This is a genomic window from Lascolabacillus massiliensis, assembly GCF_001282625.1.
GTDB lineage: Bacteria > Bacteroidota > Bacteroidia > Bacteroidales > Dysgonomonadaceae > Proteiniphilum > Proteiniphilum massiliensis.
Window position 1 is genome coordinate 1,063,104 of the sequence record NZ_CTEJ01000002.1, and the last position, 26,577, is coordinate 1,089,680.

Here is a 26,577-nt window from a genome sequence, read left to right on the forward strand (position 1 = left end):
ATTGGATCAATATTCTTTTTTGTATAAGTCACATTTATAAAAAGAAACATATCAAATGAAAAACTTAATCACTTTTTTTCTGATCCTTAGTCTGTTCCCTTTTACTGCCCTCAATTCGGCAAATATTGTGCAACAGCAAGATGCAACGTATGTACTTAGAGGAAGAGTTTTAGGAGGTGATACTAACCAACCATTAGTCAATGCAAGTGTTTCTGTTCAAAGTGTAAATGTATCTACTGTAACCAACCAAGATGGATATTTCTCCATAAGAGTTCCGGCAGAATCCAGAAATTCTACACTTATTATCCGTCATCTTGGATATTCAAACATGGAAATTCCGGTTGTCACTCTTATAGATAGTCCCAACAATCACATAACTTTAGTCCCATCTCCTATTCAGTTAAGTGAATTGCAGGTTATTTCCGGAGACGGTACTCATCTTCTACAGGATGCATTACGAAGAATTCCTGAAAACTATGCAGCCGAACCCAATATGATGGTTGCATTCTACCGCGAATCGGTAAAAAAAGGCTCCAAGCACATTTCACTTGTTGAAGCTGTTCTGGATGTTTATAAAGCCTCCTACAGATCTTATAGTAACGATCAGGCTCGTATATATATCGGCAGAAAGGCAACAGATATATCTCCTCGTGACACTGTTCTTATGAAATTTCAGGGAGGTATAAGTGACGCTCTTTTACTGGATATTGCGAAAAATCCGGAGATAGTATTTGGAACAGATGGTTCTGATTATTCCTACCATATTGAGGGGCTTATAAATATTAATAACAAGCCGCATTATAAAATTTATTTCCAGCCGATTAACAAAATTGATGAGATACTGTTCAGAGGAACAATTTACCTTGATTACGAATCACTGGCTTTTGCCCGCATGGAATTCAACATGAATGTAGAAGACAGAAAGGATGCATCAAATATTTTCATCAGGCGTAAACCTTCTAAAATGCGGGTAGAGGTTGAAAAAGCACAGTATACGGTTGATTTTATAGAAGACGATGGAAAATGGTACTTTAATTATAGTAGTACAGAGGTAGAGTTCAGAGTAAGGTGGACCAACCGTTTCTTCGGACTATTTGCCACTAACTATACAATTGGTTCAGAAATCGCTGTAACTGACAGATACACTGACAATGTTATTAAATTTCCCAGAGAAGAACGAATTAGATCTACTGATGTAATCGCTGAAAGAGTAGAGTATTTCCTTGATCCGGATTTTTGGGGCGATTATAATGTTATAGAGCCTGATCAGGAAATAAATGATGCTATCAAGAGATTGAGTGATAAATTACGCCGCCGAAATTGAAAAAAACAGCAAACCGTTTGTATATAAAAAAATTAGAGGTATCTTTGCATCCCAAAGTTTTTATAACGTTTTATTACAAACAAACATGTATTTAGATTCTACTAAAAAACAGGAAATCTTTGCAAAGTACGGAAAGTCTAACACTGATACTGGCTCACCTGAAGCGCAGATAGCATTGTTTTCATACCGTATTTCGCATTTGACTCAGCATTTGAAGTCAAACAAAAAAGATTATAACACTGAAAGAGCATTGAGAGTATTAGTTGGTAAACGTCGCCGTTTACTCGATTACCTGATCGACAAGGATATCGAAAGATATCGTGCAATCATTAAAGAATTAGGTATTAGAAAATAATTCTCATAAAAATTAAGAAGAGGGTAGAATCAAGTTTTATCCTCTTTTTTTATATATACACCTAAGACATGATAAATCAGCAACTTAAAGTGATTAACAATGCAAATATCCAAAAAAACATATTCTAAAACTATGTTTTATAATATGTTTTTTTATTTTGCTCATTCAAAATAGTGGCCTATCTTTGTATCGATAACCTAAAACAATCTTTTTTACCTTAATGCTAATATCACGTTAACCAGTACAAAAGGGGCCTTCTCGATCGAGGTGGCCTCTTTTTTAATTTTAAAAACATTTATATATGAAAAATTTATTAACTCTGTTACACTTTACAGTCTTATTAGTTTTCATAGTATCATGCTCTTCAAACCAGCATAATGATGAGAACGATACCAGTTTTATTGGAGAAAATGTCTCATTTTCTGCAAATCAGTACTCTTTAATGATTGATAAGATTGAAGATTTTGCAAATTTAGTGAATCCTAAATCTATTATTGACGGTGAGATGAAGTATATACCTGCAACAGAATGGACATCAGGGTTTTTTCCAGGAAGTCTTTGGTATCTTTATGAGTTGACAGGTGATGAAAAATGGAAACCATTGGCAATTAAATATACCGAAGCCCTGGATTCTATTCAATATTATACAGGAAACCATGATGTGGGATTTATGATCTATTGCAGCTATGGCAATGGTCTTAGACTTACAGGTAACGAAGCCTACAAGAATGTAATAATTAATGCTGCGAAATCACTTTCTACCCGATACAAACCTGCTGCAGGTATAATACAATCCTGGAATGCAAATAAATCCAATGATTGGCTGTGTCCGGTAATAATAGATAATATGATGAACCTGGAACTGCTGTTTGAAGCTACAAAACTTTCAGGTGACTCAACATTTCATAATATTGCGATAAACCATGCAAACACTACTATTAAAAATCATTACAGACCTGATTACAGTACATGGCATGTAATCGATTACGACACAAATGATGGGAGCGTCAGGCACAGAAATACCCATCAAGGATTCTCTGACGAAAGCACATGGTCTCGTGGTCAGATCTGGGGTGTTTACGGATTTGTTATCTGTTATCGAGAAACTGGTAATCCTGTATATCTTGAGCAGGCTATCAAAAGTGCAGAATATGTTCTCAACCACCCTAACTATCCTGAAGACGGTGTTCCTTATTGGGATATAAGTGCCGATGATATCACTGACACCTATCGCGATGCATCAGCCGGAGCTATTTTAGCTTCAGCTTTATATGAATTGTCAACGTTCTCAAACGATAGAGATTATAAGTCAATTGCTGATAATATAATTACTACACTGTCAGGACCTGAATATCGTGCTGAACTAGGTGAAAATGGAGATTTTATTTTAATGCACTCCGTTGGAAGTCTTCCTCACAACTCCGAGGTTGATGTGCCTCTGAATTATGCAGATTATTATTATCTTGAGGCTTTGAAAAGAAAAAAAGAGCTCGAGAACAAATAATAGTACATAAACTCTAAGTTATAAGCACAGTTATGACAACTCTGACAATAGTGCTGATAATTGTTTCTGCAGTGTTTCTACTGCTATTCATGGTGCTGAAACTAAAGATAAGTGCCTTTATATCACTACTGCTCATTGCAATATATGTAGGTATCCTAACCGGTATGCCACTCAGTGCCATAACCAGATCAATTCAGGAAGGGATGGGCAGTACGTTGGGATTCGTAGCAACTGTTGTAGGACTTGGTGCAATCTTCGGCCAGATGCTTGAAAGTTCGGGAGGTGCGGAATCTATGGCACACTATCTCATAAATAAATTTGGGAAGGATCGCGCTCCATGGGCTATGGTCATTACAGGCTTTCTTGTAGGTATTCCTGTATTTTTTGATGTTGGATTTATTATTATTGTACCAATTGTATACGCTCTTGCACGCGACACAAAAAAATCATTGCTATATTATGCAATTCCACTTCTCGCCGGTTTAGCTGTAACACATAGCTTTATACCTCCAACACCGGGACCCGTAGCTGTCGCTGACATTATTAATGCCCAACTTGGCTGGGTAATTCTTTTGGGGTTTATTATAGGATTACCTACCGCAATTATTGCCGGTCCTGTATTTGGAAAGTTTATATCTAAAAAGATCCACCTGGAACATAATTACGTATTTGAGGAAACTCAACTGGAATTCGACTCTAAAAAATATCCCTCTTTCAGTTCAATTGCCATAATAATTTCAGTACCACTCATTCTAATTCTATTAAATACATTTACAACTGTAGCAGTTGCAAATGAGGTGATAAGTAAATCGATCTGGACAGACATTATTGAATTTTTAGGCCACCCTTTCTCTGCATTAATAATAGCTACATTAATAGCGATCTATTTTCTTTGTCTAAAAAGAGGTATGGATAAGCAGAAGATACTAACACTCAGCACCAAGGCATTGGGCCCCGCAGGAATTATTATCCTTATTACAGGAGCAGGCGGGGTACTTAAGCAGGTATTGATAGATAGCGGAATAGGACAAATGATGGCTGAATCGATGGTAAATTCACCATTACCTCCAATACTACTTGCATGGATGATTTCAGCTGCTGTAAGAGTAACTCAAGGTTCAGCTACTGTAGCAATGATTACTGCAGCAAGTCTTGTAGCACCTTTAATTTCTGAATTCGCCCTAAGCGATCCTCAAAGGGCATTAATAGTACTCTCAATTTCATCTGGAGCAACATTACTGTCACATGTAAATGACAGTGGCTTCTGGCTTGTAGGAAAATATCTGGGAATGAATGAAAAACAGACATTGCAGAGCTGGACAGTAATGGAATCAATAATAGCTTTTTGCGGACTTGGTTTTACTCTTTTAGCAAGCCTGTTTTTTAATTAAAAAACAGTTCTCATTAATCTTCTTAATTATTACTCAATTTGTAAACAGTTGGTGCTGATAAACTGTTATAGCTCTGTCTGTAAAATTTTTGCTGTAAATTAGAATGTCCAACTTTTATGAATAACAACTGGAAGAGAACCTTTACAATTATCTGGAGTGGCCAGTTTTTTTCTATTTTAACCAGCAGTCTAGTTAATTTTGCAATTATCATTTGGCTAAGTCTGCAAACGGGATCAGCCGAAATATTAGCTTTTGCTGCAATTGCCGGTATGCTTCCTCAAACTGTAATCGGACCGTTTACGGGAGCGCTTATCGACCGATGGAACCGTAAGAGAATAATGATGCTGGCTGACACTTTCATTGCTCTTTGTACACTTATACTTGCACTCCTCTTCTGGTTCGACAAAGCAGAACTGTGGCACATATTTGCATTATTAGCACTCAGATCTGTGGGATCTTCATTTCATATGCCGGCAATGCAAGCCTCTGTACCGCTACTGGCTCCTTCCGACCAGTTAACCCGTATAGCTGGAATAAACCAGATAATAGCATCTGTGAGTCAGATAGCCGGTCCGGCATTAGGAGCAATGATGATTACAATATGGGATATAGAGTATGTACTTATTTTTGATGTTGCAGGAGCATTAATCGCTGTATCCTCTCTCTTTTTCGTAAATATTCCGAATCCTGAGAAAACAGAAAACAGCGAGCGTCACTTCTTAAAAGAGATGAAAGAAGGAGCAATGGTTGTATTAAGAAACAAAGGACTAAGTCTTGTCTTTCTTTACTCAATTATAATACTTTTCTTTATTATACCAATTAGTGTACTTTTCCCTCTCATGACATTAGATTATTTCAACGGAACAGAGTTTCAGGCTGGGGTTATAGAAGCAGTGTGGAGTGTTGGAGCACTTGCAGGTGGTGCAATTATGGGAGTTAAAGTTTATAAAGTAAATCGTGTTGGATTAATTAACTGGACCTACATCCTCTTAGGTATGGCTTTCATGGGGTCAGGAATCTTATCTCCAAACGGTTATATATGGTTTGCCATATTGACCTGCATAAGTGGAATAGCAGGAGCTGTTTACAATTCAGCATTTACCGGATTGGTACAAAATAAAATAGATCCAGCTGCACTTGGAAGAGTATTCTCTACATTTTATGCTGTAGCACTTATACCATCGATGATCGGTCTGATTGGGATTGGTTTCATTGCAGATACAATAGGCCTGAACACATCTTTTATTATTTCAGGATTGGTGATTATTTTAACCGGGGTTATTGCATTTTTCACTAAACCGGCAATGAAATTAGATAAAATAGATATCTAATATATATTTAAATTTAAGACCTGAGAACAAAGTTTTTACCCTCAGGTCTTAATCAATTAATAGAACAAGTAACTAACTATATTACATATCTTCAGGCATACCGGTATATCTGTATCCTCCTATAACATATGTTTCTTCCATTTCAGGATTAGGAACAGCTGAAGTAAACTTCCATGCATATTCGGGCACTTCGGGATCTGCCCTTAAAGCCACGGGTACTTCATAGCTGGTGAAAGTAGCTGCACCACTATAAAGTCTGATTTTCATATAAATGCTGTCAGCTTGATTGCCACCTGGGGTTGTAGCAGCTTTAGGTAAAATTTTACCTTCAAGAATCGCCGCTTTTATATACCATTGTTCCTCTTCAGTATAAGTTTGACCTGCAGCTGTTGGAACAACAGATGGTACATCTTCAGTTGAATGAATATTTTCAGGAAGTTGCGCAAAATCTTCAGTTACAGATTTAAAAGAAGAGGCATTACCTGTAAATACAAATTTGCTTTTCAGAGGAAAGATTAATCCATGATCATCAATCCAAACGTTATTTTGAATGTTTTCCGCTGTATTGTAAATCTGTATTTCATAACCTTCATAATCAATATATGTATCAGACATATCTTCTGACATAAGTTTGAAAACAAATCTACCGCTGTACTCAAATGTCTCACTGTACCAGTTATCCAGCTCCTCCTGACAGGATGTAAACATACAGAGCAAACATACAGCACTAATTATATAAGCTAATTTCTTCATAATATATTTCATTATTGTTTTGTTGCAATTATATTAAAATCATATGACAGTGCATACTGAGCTGTGTAGGTAAGAGTCTTTGTTTCCGGAGAATAACTGCCATTTACAACATCATCAAGTCCATCCCCCCATCCGGCTATTCTACTATCAACCAGTGTAATGGTAAGATCATCATTAAGTAAAAAATTACCTGTCATGGCGTATGTGGCACCATATCCTCTTCCCACCTCATAATAACCACCAATAAAATCAGAAGTATAAAACTTACCAGGTGATACCTGATAAATCAGGATAGTGGGTTCAGAAGAAAACTCGCTTGAACCTGCTGATCCTGGTCCTGAACCAAATGATGTACGGCTGCTTGACTTAGATACTTTATACAATCCGGATTCTAGTGGAGATGGTGTTGGGTCGTAAACAACAACCTTACGTGTTACATTTTTTGCAAAACCATCTACATTTACAGCGCTATATGTTATATTATACAACCCTGCTTTATTAGTATCAACACTTCCGGATACTTTCACATCACCTGATACATCTTCACCTTCTTGAATTGCAGTCCAACCCGGCTCATCATATGATCCTCCAAGTTGAGTAAATTCTACAGGGTTTCCTTTTAAAGTGAGATCCACATAATAGGTGACTCTGGATATTCCCTCTGTTTCTTTTTCGCATGAGAAAAAGATTAAAGCGGAAATTAAAATCAAACTATATTTAAATTTTTTCATATCTTCTTAATTAATTATCAGGTAAATACTATTTCCCAATCTTCATATTCCACCATACTTTCTCGCCAACATTTGCTTTTTGAGAAGGTGCATTATTATTCCTGAATAAATAGGAAGTTGGATATAAAGGAGATGCAGGTAAATTCCCATTAAGAAGAGCTCTTCCTTTCACTGAGATCGTGAGATCTCCTACCGGAAAATTGTTAAATGCAAACTGCCTGTTAGCTTCTATATCGATATCATTTACTGATGGATACTTTGTCCTGTTCCTTTCAAGGAATGATTCAATATGCTGATAATTAGCATTTGCAACCCACTTCTGCATTGCAATCTGTTTAATATTTTGTTCAACAGTTCCATTTGTCCATGCAGCATAACCACCATCTTCAATTATACTTGTATCACTAATACCGTGCTGACTTAGAGATGCTATTACCCCTGCATCATAAAATTCCTTTGCCTGTGCATTTTGTGCAGCGCGTGCATATACTTCAGCAATATAAAAATTAACCTCCCAGTCAGACATTATCATTAAGTCCATATTACCTGAGAAAATTACAGTTGCATAAGCTTCATTTGCATCATTTGTACCATTACCATCTGAGTCCTCTTTAGAATCAAAATCACCATAGAAAGCACCTTTTGTTCCATTGAACAATTTGCTAAGTCGGGGATCATCATTCACACTCAAATAATCGATAAAGTTCTTTGCAGCTATAACATTTGTTGAAAAATAGTTAGCACCTCCAGCCTGAAACTCTCTCATAGGATGACGTTTTCCTTCCATTGCATCATTCCACACTGATCCGGAAATTTTTGCGCTTGTAGTCAGCAAATCAGCGCTCTGAATAAAACTCAATACAGAAGAGTTATTATAACCGGGAGTTTCTGACAGACGGATCATCAACTTCAATTTAAGAGAATTAGCAAAACGATACCACTGATCCAGATCACCTTCAAATATAAAATCCGATTCAGGAGAGATTGAAGAGCCGCTTAAGTCAGTTTCCAGCAATGCATTAATACGCAACATTAAATCTTCATAGATGGCAGCACCTGTATCCTGCTTAGGATGTAATATTCCTTCATCCACTTTCAAAGCTTCAAAATATGGCATATCACCCCACACATCTGTTATAATTTGCCATGTGAAGATTGATAATGCCTCAGCTACGAAATAGTAGCCTTTATTTTCATCTTCAGCCGACATTGTTTTTATACGCTTAAGGTCATTCATCGGTTCTCTCATCAGAGACTGATAAGCAGTATTAAACTCCTGAGGAAGATACTCAGTAAGAGATTTAAACTGAGATGCTGTATATGATTGTGTCCAATACTCAACCCAAAATGCTCCACCGAAACCAAAATCCCAACCCATTAGATTATTGCCAATACCAACCTGGGCAGCCGGAAGCAATACTTTTGCATCAGGGATCTCCTCAAGTGCATTCGGGTCGTGGTTTACATCCAACCAGTCATTGCAACTTGACGAAGCAAGCAACATAAACAGGACTGATATTATTATTAATATTTTATTTTTCATATTTTCTGATATTTACTAATTATTAAAACGAAATATTTAACCCGAAAACATATGTCTGATAAGGAGGGTTAGTACCAAACTCTCCAAACTTAGCCTCAATATTGTTACCAAAGGTTGTAACCTCTGGATCGATATACATATTTTCTGCAGGTGTCCACAAAAGTATATTTGAAGCTGTTACAGAAGCGCTGATAGCTCTCACACCTAATTTACCGGCAATTGATGACGGTAGTTCATAAGCCAGACTCAGATTTCTAAGCTTCAGATAAGATCTGTCAATTACAGCAAAGTCAGTATAGTTAAATCCTCCGTTACTATAAAAAGTATGCAGAGCTGTTGGATCTACAGGAGTTGTGTTTTCACTGTAAGTTCCATCTCCATTATCAACTACCGAATTAGGAATAATAAACGGATTTCGGTCGTTATATATTGTTTCAGGACCACTTCCTACCCAATGCATGTAGTCTTTTGTGTAACTGTAAATACTTCCGCCATATCTAAGGTCAAAAGTTCCAGATAAAGTAAGACCCTTAAAAGTAAAAGAGTTGGTTAGACCCATACGATATTTTTCATTAATATCCTTTCCAAGAAACTCTTCATTAGGTGTTGGCTGAGGATTTCCATTACCATCCACAATAGTATGTTCAACACCATCTATTACAGTTTTAAGTGCTTTTTGAGATTTAAACTGTCCAATGGGCTCTCCTTCAACTGCATAGATACCCATACCTCCAAAACCTCCAAGGAAAACTTCTGGTACATCCAGACGTTCAACTTTATTATAATTCTTAGTGAAGTTGTATGAGATATTCCATTCAAAATCTCTTGTTCTCACAGGAACAAAGTTTGCCATTATCTCCACACCACTGTTTCTTACATCGCCTAAGTTTGTTACTTGTGCAGTATAACCTGTAGTTGGGTCAATTGGTAGAGTAGAGATCAGTCCGTTAGTCATCTTGTTATAATATGATAATTCGAGACCTACTCTATGCTTAAACAGATTGATATCTAGTCCCACTTCAAGCTCATCTGTCAGCTCAGGTTTCAGATTGATATTTCCTGCTGTATTTGAAACAGTATAAGCATTTACACCACCCAATGGAAATGACAGGTTATCAACACTTGGATATCCCGGGTTAGTAAGTTCTGACGCAACAAGTCTATCATATACAGCATATAATCCCGCATCCTTACCTGTACGACCGAAAGAGAATCTTAACTTAGCGAAATCCACAATACCTGTATTAATACCTCTGGAGTTAAAGAAGTCTGTTGCAAGGAAACTGATCATAGCACCTGGATAGAAATATGAATTCTTCCCGAGTGGCAATGTTGATGAGTAGTCGTTTCTGCCTGTCAATGTAAGATACAGATAGTCTCTGAAACCAAGGTCAGCATTAAGATACATACCCCACAAACGATAAAGGCTTGAAGCCTGATTTGCAGTAGAAGGACTTAATGAGTTTGTGAAATCATAGAATCCAGGTATATCTATTGAAGTTATTTCTCCACCCAAAGCATTGTAAGATTGCTCATTTGTATTTGCTCCAGCAATTGCATTAAAGGAGAAGTCCCCGAAATTAGCATTATAGTTTAAAATGAGGTCATGATTCATCTGAACTCTCTGTCTTCTCACCTGATCATAAGAACCTGGACTTGCATTTGATGAGCCATCATTAGGTGAACCTGGAGTAAAAACAATAGCATCGAAATGAGTATCAGCAATTGTAGCCTCATAGTCACCCCCAAACCTATATGTAAGCTTCAGGTTATCAAGAATATCATAATCCAGCTGAAGTTTGCCGAAAAATTTATTCTTGGTCTGAACAGCCTCTTTAATATTAAGAATGTGATAAGGATTCATTCCATAAGGAGTAAAGTAATTATCTACATTATTAAATTTGTTATTCAGATCTTTCAAGTCTACAATAGATATATCTGTAGCAATTTCATTCAATGAACGATAAATAGAGTTATCCTGACCTGTTGGAGAGGCCTCATTTCTTTCAGAACTGAAATTTATTGAGGTGCTTATAGTAAACTTATTCTGTTTATGCGACCCACTTGATGCAATTGTATACCTTTTATATGAGTCATCATCAGTAGGTATCGGGCCATCAATAAAATTCTGTGAAATAGAAGCATGGAACTGCGTATTATCGTTACCACCCGTTGCAGAAACTGAGTTGTTGTACCCAATACCAAAATCATAAAAGTCACGTATACGATTTTTCAGATATACATATGGTTTAATCTGCTGACTATTGTCAACTATATTACCCCACACACGGTCTTTCCCATCGAATGGAGCTCCCCAGTTGCCGTTTTCATCCAAAGCACGGTCACCACTCCAGCCCTGACCAAACATGGTCTGTTCTGTTGGGATACGACCAACCTGCTGAACCGTAACACTTCCATCATAAGTAACCAGTAGTTCACCACCGGTATTCCGGCCAGACTTTGTTGTAATCATTATAACCCCTTGTGCCGCTCTTGATCCATACAGAGCAGAAGCAGCAGATCCTTTTAACACTGTAATATTTTCAATATCATTTGGGTTAAGTGCATTTATACCTGATCCGAAGTCAGCCTGTGAATTAAGGTTAGATCCTGAACGGTTTTGAGCATTAGTAATTGGAACACCATCAACAACATATAGTGGCTGGTTATTACCAAATGAACTAAACCCGCGAATCGCAATATTTTGCGTACCACCGGGATTAGCAGCAGAAGAGACATCCAAACCGGCAACTTTCCCGGAAAGTGCTTGCATCGGGTTAATTGTCTGAGCACTTGAAATCTCATCTCCCGAAACTGAGGTCACACCATAACCCAGAGTCTTTTTTTCTCTGGTCAGACCTAAAGCTGTCACTACCACTTCATCAAGCAATTCAGTATCCTCTACAAGTACTATTCTTGGAGAAGCAGTAACCGGTATCTCCTGTGGTCGATATCCCACGAATGAAATTATCAATACACCATCTTCAGGAGCAGACAGCTGGAAATTACCATCTAAATCGGTAGTAGTTCCACGACCGGTTCCTTTTATTTGTATTGTAGCCCCAATAACTGGCTCTCCGGTTTCATCAACCACAGTGCCACGTACCTGAGTTTGAGCTACAATAGCACCTATTCCCATAAAGAACAGGCTCAAAAACACAAAAAGTTTTTTCTTCATAAACTCAACTTGTTAGTTAATCATTTTCATTATAGTACTATCGACTAAAACATTTGTTTCATTTAACATTTGGATCGAAATATCATAGACCACAAATGTAATATTTTAATTTATAAAATGTCGTTTTTCCGTCTATTTTTAACTTTAGCGGACTATTATTTGACATTTGTCATTTTTACACTATTTTTCTATCGTTTTGCTGTTTTTAACTCTGGAAAAGAGCTTGAGAAATAAAATCACATTTTAACTCTTACAAACAGTTTCTATGAAATGGCAAGAAGCAATTAACAAATTTCTGTTCTAGTCTTTGTATGTATAAAAAAAACTGCTTCACGATTTACCGTGAAGCAGTTTATATTGAATGCTTAAATCTAAGTTGTTTTTAGAATACTAAAAAGCTCGCGAAATATTCCTTTTTTTATCCTTAGATATTTTTCCTTGTATTGAGAAATTAGCACCTGATTTGTTTGCACTTCTGAGGCTTACTGAACTTTGTAATTCCAGTTCTTCTGCATCAGCAACAACCGGTATAAATGCTGGATTTAAGTTTGTATTCAAATATCCTGCATCATCTTCATCTTCTACATTATAGCCGATAATTCTAAATCCGGTACCTACACTTGATTCTGATACAATCAAATTGCCTCTTAAATCGAATTCAAATTCTAATGCTGCACTAGCACTTAAGCCGCCAGGAGTTTGAGTATACCAAACAGCGTTATAAGTAGCTGCATCTTCACCCTCACCTAATGTGACATCTGCTAATTCCTGAGGGGTAATTGACAAAGTTTGATCTTCAGGACTAAATTCAGCAACTACCTCTTCAGCTCTGCTAATACCAGTAATTACAAAGCTATTTGGTGACTCTTCAGCAATTTCCACGTCTGCTGGAGCTGACCCACCTATTAGTGTGAATTCACCTAAGAAATCTTCTTTAGTATAAGTCAAAGCCTCTTCTGAATAGAAGAATGTTTCAGCAAAATCACCAACAATAGTACCATCACTGAAGTGGAAAGTTAGGCCAAAAGTATATATTGATGTCCCTTTATAGTTTACAACAACAGAGGACTCATTATTATCACTTTGTGAAACATACAGATCTTGTCCAAACACTTTAGTTCCGATCTTCTGACTTTCAGGTATAGTTACCTTTCCTGATGTCTTATCATAGTAGAAAGCAAGTCCATAACCTTCAGCATAAAGATCTGCCAGGTAGAATAAGTTTTTATATTCACTTGCAACATTTGTAGAGTCTATATCAATAGCTTTATATAATGTTCTATCCCAAGTTTCACCATAAGCTAATGTTTCATATTTACCTAACTCACCTTCAACCTCAACATACTCTACATCATTGTAATCAGTAATTCGCATGTTATCTTTAATATAGGCTTCCTTTGTCAGGTATATAAGTGTTTGTTGTGCATTATAGCTACCATCATCATCATAAAACAGAAGAGTACCAGCAGGGAAAGTAATCTTATTATTGGAAAGAGTGCCAAATGAGCCAGCTTTTGAACCAATAGAGATCTTTCCATATGTTGAACGTTCAGATCCAATTTGATGTGTGAACATTGATACATTTCCAGATGTTCCTGCAGCAGAATGAATTTCAATTACTGTATACCAGTCTTTGCTTGAATCAAACCCAGGAGTAAAGCTATAAAAACCATTATACACACCATCAGCATCTGGAGTTGAAGATGTAGCAGGTTTATACACATTTTTTAATCTATAGCGTACTGAGGCTCCAAGTTGAGCTTTTTCTGCGTAAACATACATTGGTCTTGAGTTATCACCCCAACCGGCACCTTGAAAAGTACCATCTCTGTAAATAAAAGGATTCTCAACCGGAGTCCATTTAATACGTGTAACCTGAGTTGCAACAGAAACAGCACCTTCACCATAAGGATCAACTGACTGATCACCTTCTACAGCTATAACAAGTTTATATGTAACACCTTCACCTGCATTAGGGAAAGTAACAACAACATCTGTTTCAGTTTCACCATCTGCAAAGTTTGCAGTAGCAGGAACATTAAATACACCCTCATCATTAGTAACAACTACTAACGGAATGCTGGCAGCGCCAGATGAAACTGTTCTTGATACTTTTACTGTAATCTGTGTTGGGTCTGTTGGCTCTAGTTCATGAGCTGTAACATTAGTTGTAGGGAAAAACACTCCTTGATTACCGGCTGGTTTTTCCGGGCTTAGAAGCTCAGTATCTTCAAAGTCGCTACAAGCAGCAAATGCAACCACCAGCAACAATGAAAAAGCCTTTATTATTCTATTTAATTTCATATATATCTTAAATTATAGGTAAAACATTAAATATCTGCAACTGGCGTAGGTGTTGGAGCAGAAGGATTATTATCTTCCTCGTTTAATGCAGGGTTAGCAATAATCTCTTTCTGAGGAATTCTCCATAATAATAATGGGTCTCCCGCAGGTATATTGAAAACCATAGTTGCGTTAGGAAAACCACCACCGCGACGATCTACAGGCTTATTTAGTCTCATAATATCGAACCAGTTGAGACCCTCGCCCCAAAGTTCAATTCTTCTCTGACGGAAAACTTCTTCCTGTATTTCAGCTGCATCTGTGGAAGAGAATGAATAATCAGGATCTCTGTAAGTACTTACGAAATCGACTAAAGTACTATTTCCTCCACCATTCATAGCTTCTGCTTCAGCTTTAATAAGATACATTTCTTCAACTCGCATTAATGGAATATCATTTGCATTAGTTGAATTCTTCATCACATTCTGATAAGGAGCAAACTTAACTTGTGTATAAGGATCATAACCATAAGAGTCAATTGTTTCCTGTTGTTCTTTTGTCAGGTTTGCAGATACTCCATCAGCATCTGTCCACCATCCTTTACGAACATCAGTGTCTGAGATTGAATTATACAATGCCTTATTAATCTGTTTTCCTCCTGAAAAGTTAGCGTAACCATAGTTGAACGAACCCATATGAGAAATCCAGTTTACAATACCTGATGTTACAACACGGTCAGTTTCTGAAATAATTATTCCCCACATCCAGTTTTTCTCATTGACATCCATGAAAGCTGGTTTATTAGCTTCAGTTAAACCTGTAGGTACAGCTGAAGTTTCAGCAATTGCTTTAGTAGCATCTGCTGCAGCATCAGACCACTTCTGCATTGTCAAATTCACTCTTGCTCTAAGTCCATAAGCTACTGCAAGATCAAAATAACGTTTGTCGGCACGTGTAACTCCACCCTCTTGAGCAGACTCCAAAAGTCCGATTGCACTTGATATATCATTTAATATTAAAGTGTATACTTCTTCAACAGTTGCACGAGGCGCTCCTTCAAGAGCAGCAACATCTGAGTTTTCATCAGTAATAATAGGAACAGCCGGTTTGCTTTGGTTTCCTACATAATTAAACTGATATAACTGAACCAGATTAAAGTAACTGAATGCTCTGGCTGCTAATCCCTGTGCTAAGTAGTATTGAGACTGTGGATCATCTGTATCAGCATCAATAGGTCCGATAACATTATTTGCTGTATAAATCAGAGCATACAAGTTATTCCACATAATCTGAGCCTCATTTGAGGTGTAAACTCTATCGGTAAAATCAAGACTGTTACCAGTCCAGTTGTAACCATTATCATCTGATACAACATCAATACCGTTGGCGTCTGTGAACAACATAACAGAAGGATAACCAAAGTCATTATGTCTGCTGGCACCAAGTGCTGTTTCATTAGGCATATACTGGTTGAACTGAGCAAAGATGGCATTTACCCCCGCCTCTGCTCTTTCAGGATTCAACATGTATGTTTCTTCCTTTTGTTTAGAAGTAACATCATTTCCCAGAGGCAGTGTGTCTAAATCATTACATCCTGTAAACAAAAAAGCTAATGATGCAATTGTTATTATTAAATATTTTATTTTCATAATCTTCTATATTTTCAATTAAAATGTTAAACTAACACCACCGGATACTGAACGTATAGGAGTATATAATGCAGTTGTAGCTGAAATATAACTCTGTCTTGGGTCTAATCCTTTTCTGCTTGTTAAGATTCCAACATTTTCTGCAACCATATAAATTCTAATTCTGCTAATATCTACAGATGCTAATTTCTGAACAGGAATAGTGTATCCTAAGCTTACACTGTTAAGACTCAGATAGTTTGAGCTCGTCAAGAAACGTGTTGATGTTGAGCTGGCATATCTGTCATTAGCGTTAAGTCTCGGAACATCAGTATTAGTGTTCTCTGGAGTCCAGGCATTGTAAATATCTTTATGCCAGTTGAAGCCGGCGCTGCCTGAAAGACCACTATGCATTAATCTCTGGTAACCACTATCAAAAATCTTACCACCTAGCTGATATGCGAACTGAATACCAGCATCAAATCCATAAGCAGTAATTGAAGTACCAAAACCTCCATATACTTTTGGAAGAAGGTCTTTTGTTGCAATTCTGTAATTCTGAGCAACTGCATAGTCCTCTGTAAGATATCTCTCTTCTGTATCAGGATCTGTAGCCCAATATTGTGCAACCCCATTTTCTGGATTAACACCACCATATTCAACAAGGTACATACGATACATTGACTCACCTTCTTCATAGATACGTGTTCCGTCAATCATCTTTCCTTCAAGGTCGGGATGCAATTCATTAATTTTGTTTTTAATTGAAGTTGCATTAAAGTATACATCCCAGTTTATATCACGATTATTAACAACATTCCAGTTAACATCTAATTCTAAACCGGAGTTGGTCATTGAACCAATATTCATTGGGATTGATGTGTAACCCAAACTACCTGCTGTTGGCTTGTTGTATAACATATCGCCTGATCTTCTTCCGAAATACTCTAAACTACCAGTCAATGAATTATTAAACATTGCATAGTCGAAACCGATATTATAGGAAGTTGAAGTTTCCCATGAAAGATCTGCATTCCCTTTATATATAAGTGCACCATCAGCAAATACACCGTCAGCACCTGTCATTCTAAACTGGTCTAACCATGCATAGTAGTTACCAATATTATCGTTACCCTGCTGACCAAATGATGCTTTAAGCTTTAGCATATTCAACCAGTCAACTCCTTCCATGAATTCTTCATCACTCATCATCCAGGCAGCACTTGCTGACCAGAAGTTACCCCATCTGTTATCTGGATGGAAGCGAGATGATGCGTCTCTTCTGTATGCTACGTTAGCGAAATATTTATTATCATGTGAATAGTTCAAACGTGAAATAATACCACGGGTTGCATATTCATTAAGTGTACCACCACCTCTCAAGTTATCAATAGCATTGCTTACATAATAACTTTCTGGGTTATATAGATTCTGACCTGAAGCGAAAAGCATTTGGTTACTGTAAGAATACTCATCATAACCAACTGTCACGTCAAAGTTGTTTTTCTCATCCACTGTATAGCTATAGTGTGCAAGATATTGCTGGTTGAATCCGTAATATCTGTTTAGTTGCTGGTAAGCAGTACCTCCGTAAGAAGAGCTCTGACCCATATATGCATTACCTAGATCGCTGTATTTGCGATTGTTCACGTTAAGACCGTATCTCGCAGTCAATGTTAATCCTTCAAGAGGAGAAACTTCTGCATACCAGCTACCATTGAAAATATCCATTGCATAGTTGGTATCATTAAAAAACAGGTCACCTGCAGGGTTGGCTATTGACATAAAACTTCTGCTGAAGTTTGTACTTTGTCCATCACCATAATCAAAAGCAGTTTTACCATTTATAAGTTTTATCTGCTGATCAGATGCATTTCTTACATATATTGGATAAATTGGTGCAATATAGTTTGCAATGAAGAATGCATTACCAGAAGAGCTGGTAGCTGTATTTTCATCAGAGAAGCGGCTGTTTGAGTAGTTGTAGTTCATATTAGCACCAACCTTAAGCCACTCTTTAACTTTATAATCACCGTTAAAACGTGTTGAGTATCTTTCAAAGGCTGAATTTGGAACAATACCCTGGTCGTTCAGATATCCAAAAGATATGTAGTGATTTCCTCTGTCATTACCACCTGAAATTGATAGATTGTATTCCTGACGTGGGTTATTGCTAAATGTTTCATTAGCCCAGTTATCAGGAGTATAGTAATACTCCCCATCACTGTAACCTAATACTGCGTTAGGATTAAGCATACCATTTGTACCTACAAGAAGCTCTCCTTCAGGGACAGTATATATTGTATAACCTGATCCTCCTTCACTTTCTTTTGTCAAAGTAGTATTTGCATATCTGTTTGCTCTTACAGGATCATATCCTAACGAATATACACCGGCATTATAAATAGCCTGATAAGATTTTTCTATATAATTCTTTGGACTGGTCATAACATCGTAGTTCTTGATTGAACGTGAGTTTACACCATATCTTGCTTCAAAATTAACTGTAGAGCCTCCCTTACCTTGTTTTGTTGTAATCATTATGATACCATTTGCTCCACGGGCACCATATAATGCAGTTGAAGCAGCATCTTTCAATACTGTCATAGACGCAATATCAGATGGGTTAAGTGATGATAGATCGCCATCAAATGGTATACCATCAACAACATAAAGTGGATCCATCCCTGCATTGATAGAACCAACACCTCTAATACGTACTGTAGCAGAAGATCCGGGTTGTCCATCATTGCTCAGAATCTGAACACCTGCAACATTACCTGAAAGGGCATTAGAAACGTTGGATATCTGACGCATTTCAAGTTTTTCCGAATCAACAACTCCGGCAGAACCTGTAAATGTACCCCTGGTTGAGGTTCCATAGGCAACGACAATCACTTCATCCAGCAACTCTGTATCTGTATGAAGGATTATATTAACACTAGCACTCACAGGTACCTCTTGTGTAACAAAACCAACATATGAGACAACCAATGTCCCTCCGGTAGGAGCAGACAGAGAAAAATTGCCATCAAAGTCAGTAACAGTACCCTGTGTAGTACCTTTTACCTGTATTGTAACCCCAATTAGTGGTTCACCTGAAGCATCAGTCACATTACCACGTACTTGTGTTTGAGCTACAACAATTCCTATTCCAATAAAGAATAGGGCTAAAACCATAGTTAGCTTCCTTTTCATAAACTCTACTTTTTAATTAAACACTTTCATTATTATTATTTTTACTTCAATATTCTTTCAAATCTATATTCTAGATTGACAAATTCGTTGTACTGCTTTTTAGAAAAAGAAATGTTTTCGTGGCTTCTGACTAAAGTTATTTATCAATTCACCCCACACTTTAACATTTACATAGATTTGATTCATCTCACAAATATAAATTATTTTATTTAACTAATAATTTTTTGTCACATTATTTTTAAAAAAAAGGAGAAATAGTTGCAAAAAAGATCGTTTTAGTAACTTTTATTGCATTTCAGCTCATTTTTTAACTTAGAAAACAATGCAAAAACTTTATTATTTTAACAATTGAATAACCTAATCAACTTCTCGAAAATCGAGAAGATGCAAAAGTAAGATATAAAAAATCATTATGCAACTTTTTAACCGCGTAACTAACATTTTTGATGCCTAATCGAGGTTATCTATGAAAAATGGTAAGACAAAATACTAATAGCAGAATTTACTTATTAAGGTCTACAAAAAAATAAGACTGCCCCGAAGAGCAGTCTTACAAAATAATAATAATGATGTTTAATTCCAGCCGGCATTTTGTTGACTTGCAATCTTTGGATTGGAAGATATCTCAGATAGTGGTATTGGAAAAATATATCTCCTATCCTCGAAATTAAAACCTGCTGTTTTTATTATCTCTGGATCTACGACTCCTGAAGCCGGGTCATATGATTCTGTTTTCATACTACCCCATGAAGCTTTATCGGGAATGCCGGCTTTTCCATCCTTACTTTTAATTGCATATTTGCTGTCGTACGTTAAACGATGTATATCCGGCCAACGTCTACCTTCAGCAAGAAACTCAATTTCTCTCTCCTTAAGTATGGCGTCCATCAACTCATCAACATTTGCAAATGATGAAAGTGTGAACTGTAACTCAGGATCTGTTACAGCTCTGTTTCGTACTGCATTAAGCAGATCTACAGCTTTTTGAGTAACTCCGTTCTGACGTGCTTCAGCCTCGGCGTAATTAAGCAAAACTTCTGCATAACGAATTACCGGTGTCCAGTCATCCATAACAGTACCTGCACGGTATTTCCAAGACCAGAATGCATTAACACTTCCATACTGAGCTCTTTTCAAAAGCTGCTCACGCCTAAGATCGCTTTCAAGCCAATAATCAGCATTAATGATAATAGGACTTACGGCAACCAAACTGCGCACTGTTGAATAGAATTGTGAAAGTGAACCGTTATTTGTTGCGTTATCCAATGCACTGTTTTCAATTGAAAATATTGACTCACTGTTACCACTGTTGTTAACAAATGGACCTTCTGGCTCGGCTGTTAATGCATAACCTCCAATTGGACTTGTGAAAGGTGCTGTTGCACTTACTATCTTATTTGATTCAGCAATTACATTTGACCAATTACCCATATGCTGATACACTCTGGCTTTTAAAGCTATGGCAGCACCTTTGGTTGCACGTGATATTTTCAAACCACCAGATCTTGTTGCTGCAAGATTCTGTTCTGCAAATTCAAGATCTTCAAGTATCTGACTATATGTTTCAGCCACTGTTGCTCTTCCTGCTTCTTTTGCCTCCTCTACTTTTTCAATTGTATTGATAGGAACAGTACTGATTGGAACACCATAATGCGAAGCATCAGCAGTAGCTGCATAAGGAAGTGCAAAATAAACTAACAGTTCATGAAACCCAAGGGCTCTTAAAAAACGCACTTCTGCTTCTCCATCCAACGCCTCTTCTTGTGTCAATACACCGTTTTCTGCAGCAGTTCTGAGACCTTCAATTACAATATTAATTTTATTTATCATTTGATAAGTACACTCCCAGTGAGCCTGACCATTTGGAGATGACACATTATAATCTCCATTATATGTTACGGCGAAAAACTGCTGTACATTTACCATAAGTTCACCCTTCATATCACCCTGCTCAACAGAAGCAGCGCCGAATGGATAACCTCTTCTTTGGTTATTACCCGGGTAATAACCGCTCTGAGCCGCATCATAACAGCCAATAATAGCTAATTCACATCTATCGGCTGTCGCAAATGCCACATCATAGGGTATAGCATCTTTCTGATCAAGATTAATTGCCTGATCAGTACAGCTGAAAAGCAATGCCACACAAAATAAAATAGATAATATATTTTTCATATTACATCTGTATTTTCGTTAAACATTTAATTAAAAACCAATATTCAAGCCAAAGACTACAGTTCTTTGCTGAGGATTACCATTCCAGTCAACTCCCGGAACAACAGTATAACCTTCAGGATCTAAACCTGTGTATTTTGTGAAAGTTGCTAAATTCTGACCCTGTACATAAACTCTAACTCTCTCAACCCAAAGCTGTTTGCATATTTCCTGAGGTACGTTATATCCAACTGCCAGGTTCTGAAGTTTAAGAAAATCCCCATCTTCGATCCATCGTGACATACCTTCACCTGTTCTGTTAATGAATGCTCCTTTTCCGTACCACAATTTTGGAACATCTCCATTACCCGGATTCTCTACACTTTGCCATCTGTTCAATATTTCTTTACTGCTGTTTGTGAAGCCTTGATCTAGCATATCTCTGCGAGTAACATTAGCAATTTTGTTACCTCCTGAAAAGCGGAAGAAAATATTGAAATCGAAATTTTCAATGGTAAATGTATTGTCCCATCCACCAAACCATGATGGAAGTGAATTGCCAAGTATAAACTTATCCTCTTCAACCAGGTTATCAGTTTGACTTAAATCTGTCGGATTACTTGGATTATAGGCATAATATCTTGAATCAGTTATATTACCCTGAACTATTGATCCATCCTTTTTGTAATACATGGGGTTACCATTACTCATATTTACCCCTGCATATTTATAACCCCATAAAGCATTCACCGATTCACCCTCACGAAGTATATAGTGTTCATAAGGTATATCATTCACTAATGTTACAACTTTGCTTTTCTGTGTTGAAAAATTGAAAGCAGTTTTCCAGATAAAATCGCTTCTCTGAATTATATTACCTCCTACTTCTAACTCTATGCCACTATTTTCTATTTGACCATAGTTTTGTGCAATTTCATTCCATGGAATACCCAATGATGGAGGAGTAGGAACATCTAAAACAATGTCACTGTTGTCTTTTTGCCAATAAGCAAAAACCAGGTTAAATCTGTTATGCATAAAACCGGCATCAAAACCAAAGTCAAGTATTTTTTGCTTTTCCCATCTCAGTGCAGGATTACCTGCCTGATAATATGCAATACCTGCCTGATCTCCATATTTTTGACCAGCGAAAATATCCTGGAACATGAAGTCGCCCGAAAGTCTGTCATTTCCAACTTCTGCAAAACTACCTCTTATGCGCAGATCACTAATAACATCGTTTATTGGGCTTTCGCTCCAGAAATTCATTGCTGAAATTCTGAATGCAGCAGATCCTCCATAGAATGTACCCCAGCGATTATCTCTGTGCAGATTTGAAATACCATCACGACGAACAGATCCGCCAATATAGAGCATGCTTTTGTAATTGTAATTTGCACGGAAAATATATGAAGCCAAACCGTTTGTAGTAACACTACCTCCTGAACTCTGGGTTACATATGTGTCAGAAATAATCTCATCTACAAAGAATGGATCAGAAAAATCACGAGCTCCCGCAGTGAAACGATTATATGTATAATTTGTCCACTCAGCAACTGCCGTTGCATCTAAATTGTGAGATCCAAATGATTTGTTGAAACTTAAAATATTCTGGAAATTCCAGCGCTGTCTCTTTATAGAAGATCTGTTTATAAGTCCCTTATAACCAAAACCATCTCCCGACTCTGGTTTCCAAACATAGCTATCGTCAATTAAATTTACATCAGCACCTACAAGCATTCTATATGTAAGCCAGCTTACAGGCTTTATATCAATATTTGCAGTTGGAAGCAACCTGTACGAGATATTTGATTGTCTGTTATTCTTCAATACCCATACTATATTTGGAATAGTATTTTCGATTGTACGCAGGTTTGGACCCTTTGCGAGTGACTTACGATCGGAAGGATCTATGTTGTATCCGGTTGGGTCATCAGGATTGTAAACTGCCACGTTTGGCAACATCCTTGAACTTGCATACATATTGTCACTAATTGAGTTTGTACCTTTAACAGGACCTGCATTTACCTGATTGGATGCATTAAGAGAAAATCCTGCAGAAAGATAATCTTTCAGGAATTTATGTTCAGCTCTTGCATAAAAGGTGTACCTGTTATAACTATTGTTAATTGCAAGACCTTTCTGATCTGTAAACCCTGCAGACATAAAGTATTGTGTCTGTGGGGAAGCACCTGATATTGATACAGTATGACTATGCTGGAATCCTGTTCTGAAAACATGATCATACCAGTTTACGTCTGTACCTCTTTCATCCATATTAGCCTGAGGATTTCCTCCGGCATTTGTATACTTTTCATTTGCAATAGTAACAAATTCCTCGGCGTTTAGCAGATCGTAAAGCTTTGCAGCTTTTGACCAGCCCATCCAAGAGTCATAAGATATTTTTGCTGCACCCTGTTTTCCCTGTTTTGTAGTAATCAAAACAACACCATTAGCAGCACGTGAACCATAGATAGCTGTTGCAGCTCCATCTTTTAAAATCTCGAAAGATTCGATATCCGAAGGGTTGATGTCTGCAAGAGCATTATTATTAGAATAAGAGTAGCCTACGTTACCTGAAGTTACGGGAACTCCATTAATTACATAGAGAGGTGCATTTGATGAGGAGATTGTTCCCACGCCTCTGATTATTACTCTTGGTGCTTGAGTAACATCGCCTGAAGGTGAAATAACCTGTACACCAGAAGCTCTACCTGCCATTTGCTGCATAAAGCTTGGAGATGCTTTTGAAGCTAAATCATCTCCTCTGATTTGAGAAATGGAACTGGTAACATCTCTTTTTCTTTGTGTACCATAACCAACAACAACAACCTCATCCAGCTGCTCCGTATCACTTGTTAACACAACTCTTACCTGGGAACTCACAGCAACTTCTTCTGTTATGTATCCTACATAAGAAACCACGAGAGTACCTCCGACTGGTGCGGTCAGCGTAAAATTACCATCTATATCAGTAACTGTTCCCTGATAGGTGCCTTTAATTAATATGGTGGCTCCTATAACCGGTTCACCTGATTCATCCACAACGATTCCTCGAACTTGTGTCTGAGCCATCAGAATCCCCACCCCTGTAAAGAGCAGGGTAAAAAACAAAATAAGCTTTCTTTTCATAAACTCAACTTTTAAAATTATATACTATTCTTTAGGGATATATATTTAAATCTTAAATGTAATTTTCTCGGAAAAGGGATTAACAAAGTCTTTCAATTAACTAACCAGAGAGTGATTAATTGCATAACCAGTTATTATATTATTTTTAACCTTTAAATTAATATATATTATTTTTGCAAATATATAACATTTATTCAAACTGCAACACTTTCTAAATAATATTTTATATTTATTTCTATTTTCATCGTTTTTCAGGCCATTTTTTTTCATTTTAAAGCTTAATCATAAACCCAGGCAAACAACCTACAAGTATTGTAATGATTTAACGGCAATATTTAATCTTAACATTTCCTAATTTGATCTGATATTATAGATACAAAAAAAGCAGCCCGAAAAGGCTGCTTCATTATAAAAGCTTATTTTACTAAAACTGATATTTCTTATTATTCAATGCCTAATAATTCAACTTCAAAAATAAGGTTTGAGAAAGGTTTTATTGAACCTCTGTCCGAAGAACCGTAAGCTAAGTCATAAGGAATATAAAGTTTCCATTTTGAACCTACAGGCATAAGCTGAAGAGCTTCGGTCCATCCTGCAATAACCTGAGTTACTCCGAAAGTTGCAGGTTCACCTCTTTCCACACTACTGTCGAAAACGCTTCCATCAATCAACGTTCCATGATAGTGCACTTTAACTCTATCACTTACTGTAGGAGTTGCACCTTTTCCTTCTTTAATAACTTCATACTGCAATCCGCTAGGCAGAGTAACCACTCCTTCTCTTGATCCATTTTCCGACATAAATGCATCACCCTGAGCAATTTCATCCTGATACTGTTCTTTAAGCTCTTCTTCCTGACGCTTCATCTGTGCTTCCTGAGCTTTCTCCATTTCTGTCTGTATCAAATTATTTGCATCAAGTTTATTGATTGCAAGTTCCTGATTCTTCAATGTTGAGATCAGACCAGCAAGTAACTGATCACTATTTGCTTTTTGATCCGAGTTTTCACCATAGACCATAGAGTTAAACTGTGGCAGAAGCTGCTGTGAAAACTGTACACCTATACTTAATCCATGTGCATAGGGAGATTTTTCATCAAGACTAATAGCCTCTTTCATACCTTTGATGAATTCATTTAATCTTGGTCCGTTAACTTTATTAATTGAATCAATTTTTGCTGCCTTCTCTGCAAGTAAAGCAGCTTTTTCTGTTGAATCTGCCGCAGCGATCCTCAATTGATAATCATACTCAATGTCTGATGTACTTAAAAGAACACCAGCCTGCTCAAGAAATTGTGCTAATCCCTGATCAGCCATTGTAACTCCATAAGCATAAGAAACACTGTCAACAGAATTTTTCAAGGAGGTCTTTGGAGTAGATGCTCCTCCGCAGGAGATCATCATAACCGCCAAAACTGCTAATGCACTAAAAGTGCCTAAAATTGTTTTCTTCATTTTACTTAATATTATTATATGTATTTTTTTTACTATACAATTCCCAATAATTCCACGTCAAATATCAGAGTTGTATTTGGCTCAATTGAACCACCCGCTCCCTGCTTTCCATAGGCAAGATCTGAAGGAATATATAATCTCCATTTTGAGCCAACGGACATAAGCTGAAGTGCTTCAACCCATCCTTTTATGACCTGATTTACTCCAAAAACAGCCGGCTGACCACGCTGTACTGAGCTATCAAATACTGTACCATCAATAAGTGTACCATGGTAGTGGCATTTAACCTTGTCTGTAGCTTTGGGAATTGCACCATCACCTTCGTTAATTACTTCATATTGTAACCCGCTTGGTAATGTTACAACACCTTCTCGCTTTTTATTTTCTTCCAGGAAAGCTTTTCCTGCTTCCAGATTCTTATTCAGCATCTCGTCTTGTTGTTTGGTGAAATAGTCCTGTAATATCTGATTTGCTTCTTGTGGAGACATTGAAGGAGTTTTGTTATCCATGATCTCTGTGAAGGCTTTTACAAAGGAATCAACATCTATATTTTTGAGTCCTGAATTCATTAGGTTTGAGGCCATACTCATACCCAATGCATAACTTAATTTGTCCATT

Annotated in this window: 16 protein-coding genes; 5 read left to right on the forward strand and 11 right to left on the reverse strand. The window is 37.1% G+C overall.

Going from position 1 to position 26,577, the window contains the following annotated elements:
- The first annotated feature begins 55 nt into the window (after positions 1-55).
- The 5 genes from BN1354_RS09330 (at position 56) to BN1354_RS09350 (ending at position 5,905) form a co-directional block, all read left to right on the forward strand.
- Positions 56-1,324, forward strand: coding sequence for a carboxypeptidase-like regulatory domain-containing protein (locus tag BN1354_RS09330; protein ID WP_053826924.1), 1,269 nt, complete (start codon positions 56-58; stop codon positions 1,322-1,324).
- 85 nt (positions 1,325-1,409) lie between these two features.
- Positions 1,410-1,679: a 30S ribosomal protein S15 gene (rpsO, locus tag BN1354_RS09335; RefSeq protein WP_045091064.1), complete on the forward strand. Its 270-nt coding sequence runs from the start codon at positions 1,410-1,412 to the stop codon at positions 1,677-1,679.
- Positions 1,680-1,980: 301 nt separating this feature from the next.
- Complete coding sequence (locus BN1354_RS09340) at positions 1,981-3,183, forward strand: glycoside hydrolase family 88 protein (RefSeq protein ID WP_053826925.1); 1,203 nt, start codon at positions 1,981-1,983, stop codon at positions 3,181-3,183.
- 32 nt (positions 3,184-3,215) lie between these two features.
- Positions 3,216-4,574: a GntP family permease gene (locus BN1354_RS09345; RefSeq protein WP_053826926.1), complete on the forward strand. Its 1,359-nt coding sequence runs from the start codon at positions 3,216-3,218 to the stop codon at positions 4,572-4,574.
- 116 nt (positions 4,575-4,690) lie between these two features.
- A complete protein-coding gene (locus BN1354_RS09350; protein WP_053826927.1) occupies positions 4,691-5,905 on the forward strand; it encodes an MFS transporter in 1,215 nt (404 codons plus the stop codon).
- 81 nt (positions 5,906-5,986) lie between these two features.
- Here the strand turns inward: BN1354_RS09350 and BN1354_RS09355 are convergent, their stop codons facing one another.
- The 11 genes from BN1354_RS09355 to BN1354_RS09405 all read right to left on the reverse strand — a co-directional run bounded on the left by BN1354_RS09355 (position 5,987) and on the right by BN1354_RS09405 (position 26,576).
- On the reverse strand, positions 5,987-6,658 hold the full coding sequence (locus BN1354_RS09355) for a lipid-binding protein (RefSeq protein ID WP_074010789.1): 672 nt from the start codon (positions 6,656-6,658) through the stop codon (positions 5,987-5,989).
- Between the two features lie 11 nt (positions 6,659-6,669).
- Positions 6,670-7,389, reverse strand: coding sequence for a BT_2262 family domain-containing protein (locus BN1354_RS09360; protein WP_053826929.1), 720 nt, complete (start codon positions 7,387-7,389; stop codon positions 6,670-6,672).
- 28 nt (positions 7,390-7,417) lie between these two features.
- On the reverse strand, positions 7,418-8,932 hold the full coding sequence (locus tag BN1354_RS09365; RefSeq protein ID WP_053826930.1) for a SusD/RagB family nutrient-binding outer membrane lipoprotein: 1,515 nt from the start codon (positions 8,930-8,932) through the stop codon (positions 7,418-7,420).
- 22 nt (positions 8,933-8,954) lie between these two features.
- Positions 8,955-12,110, reverse strand: coding sequence for a SusC/RagA family TonB-linked outer membrane protein (locus BN1354_RS09370; protein ID WP_053826931.1), 3,156 nt, complete (start codon positions 12,108-12,110; stop codon positions 8,955-8,957).
- A gap of 390 nt (positions 12,111-12,500) precedes the next feature.
- Positions 12,501-14,414 (reverse strand): hypothetical protein, encoded by a 1,914-nt coding sequence (locus BN1354_RS09375; protein WP_053826932.1) that lies wholly within the window; start codon positions 14,412-14,414, stop codon positions 12,501-12,503.
- A gap of 26 nt (positions 14,415-14,440) precedes the next feature.
- Entirely contained in the window at positions 14,441-16,042 is a 1,602-nt protein-coding gene (locus BN1354_RS09380; RefSeq protein WP_053826933.1) for a RagB/SusD family nutrient uptake outer membrane protein, read from the reverse strand.
- A gap of 18 nt (positions 16,043-16,060) precedes the next feature.
- A complete protein-coding gene (locus tag BN1354_RS09385; protein ID WP_082331568.1) occupies positions 16,061-19,219 on the reverse strand; it encodes a SusC/RagA family TonB-linked outer membrane protein in 3,159 nt (1,052 codons plus the stop codon).
- Between the two features lie 573 nt (positions 19,220-19,792).
- Positions 19,793-21,394, reverse strand: a complete 1,602-nt coding sequence (locus tag BN1354_RS09390) for a RagB/SusD family nutrient uptake outer membrane protein (RefSeq protein WP_074010753.1) — start codon at positions 21,392-21,394, stop codon at positions 19,793-19,795.
- A gap of 30 nt (positions 21,395-21,424) precedes the next feature.
- Entirely contained in the window at positions 21,425-24,505 is a 3,081-nt protein-coding gene (locus BN1354_RS09395) for a SusC/RagA family TonB-linked outer membrane protein (protein ID WP_053826934.1), read from the reverse strand.
- Positions 24,506-24,948: 443 nt separating this feature from the next.
- A complete protein-coding gene (locus tag BN1354_RS09400) occupies positions 24,949-25,959 on the reverse strand; it encodes a BamJ family beta-barrel-assembly machinery protein (RefSeq protein ID WP_053826935.1) in 1,011 nt (336 codons plus the stop codon).
- 32 nt (positions 25,960-25,991) lie between these two features.
- Positions 25,992-26,576: a BamJ family beta-barrel-assembly machinery protein gene (locus BN1354_RS09405; protein WP_045090696.1), complete on the reverse strand. Its 585-nt coding sequence runs from the start codon at positions 26,574-26,576 to the stop codon at positions 25,992-25,994.
- Between the last annotated feature and the right edge of the window lies 1 nt (position 26,577).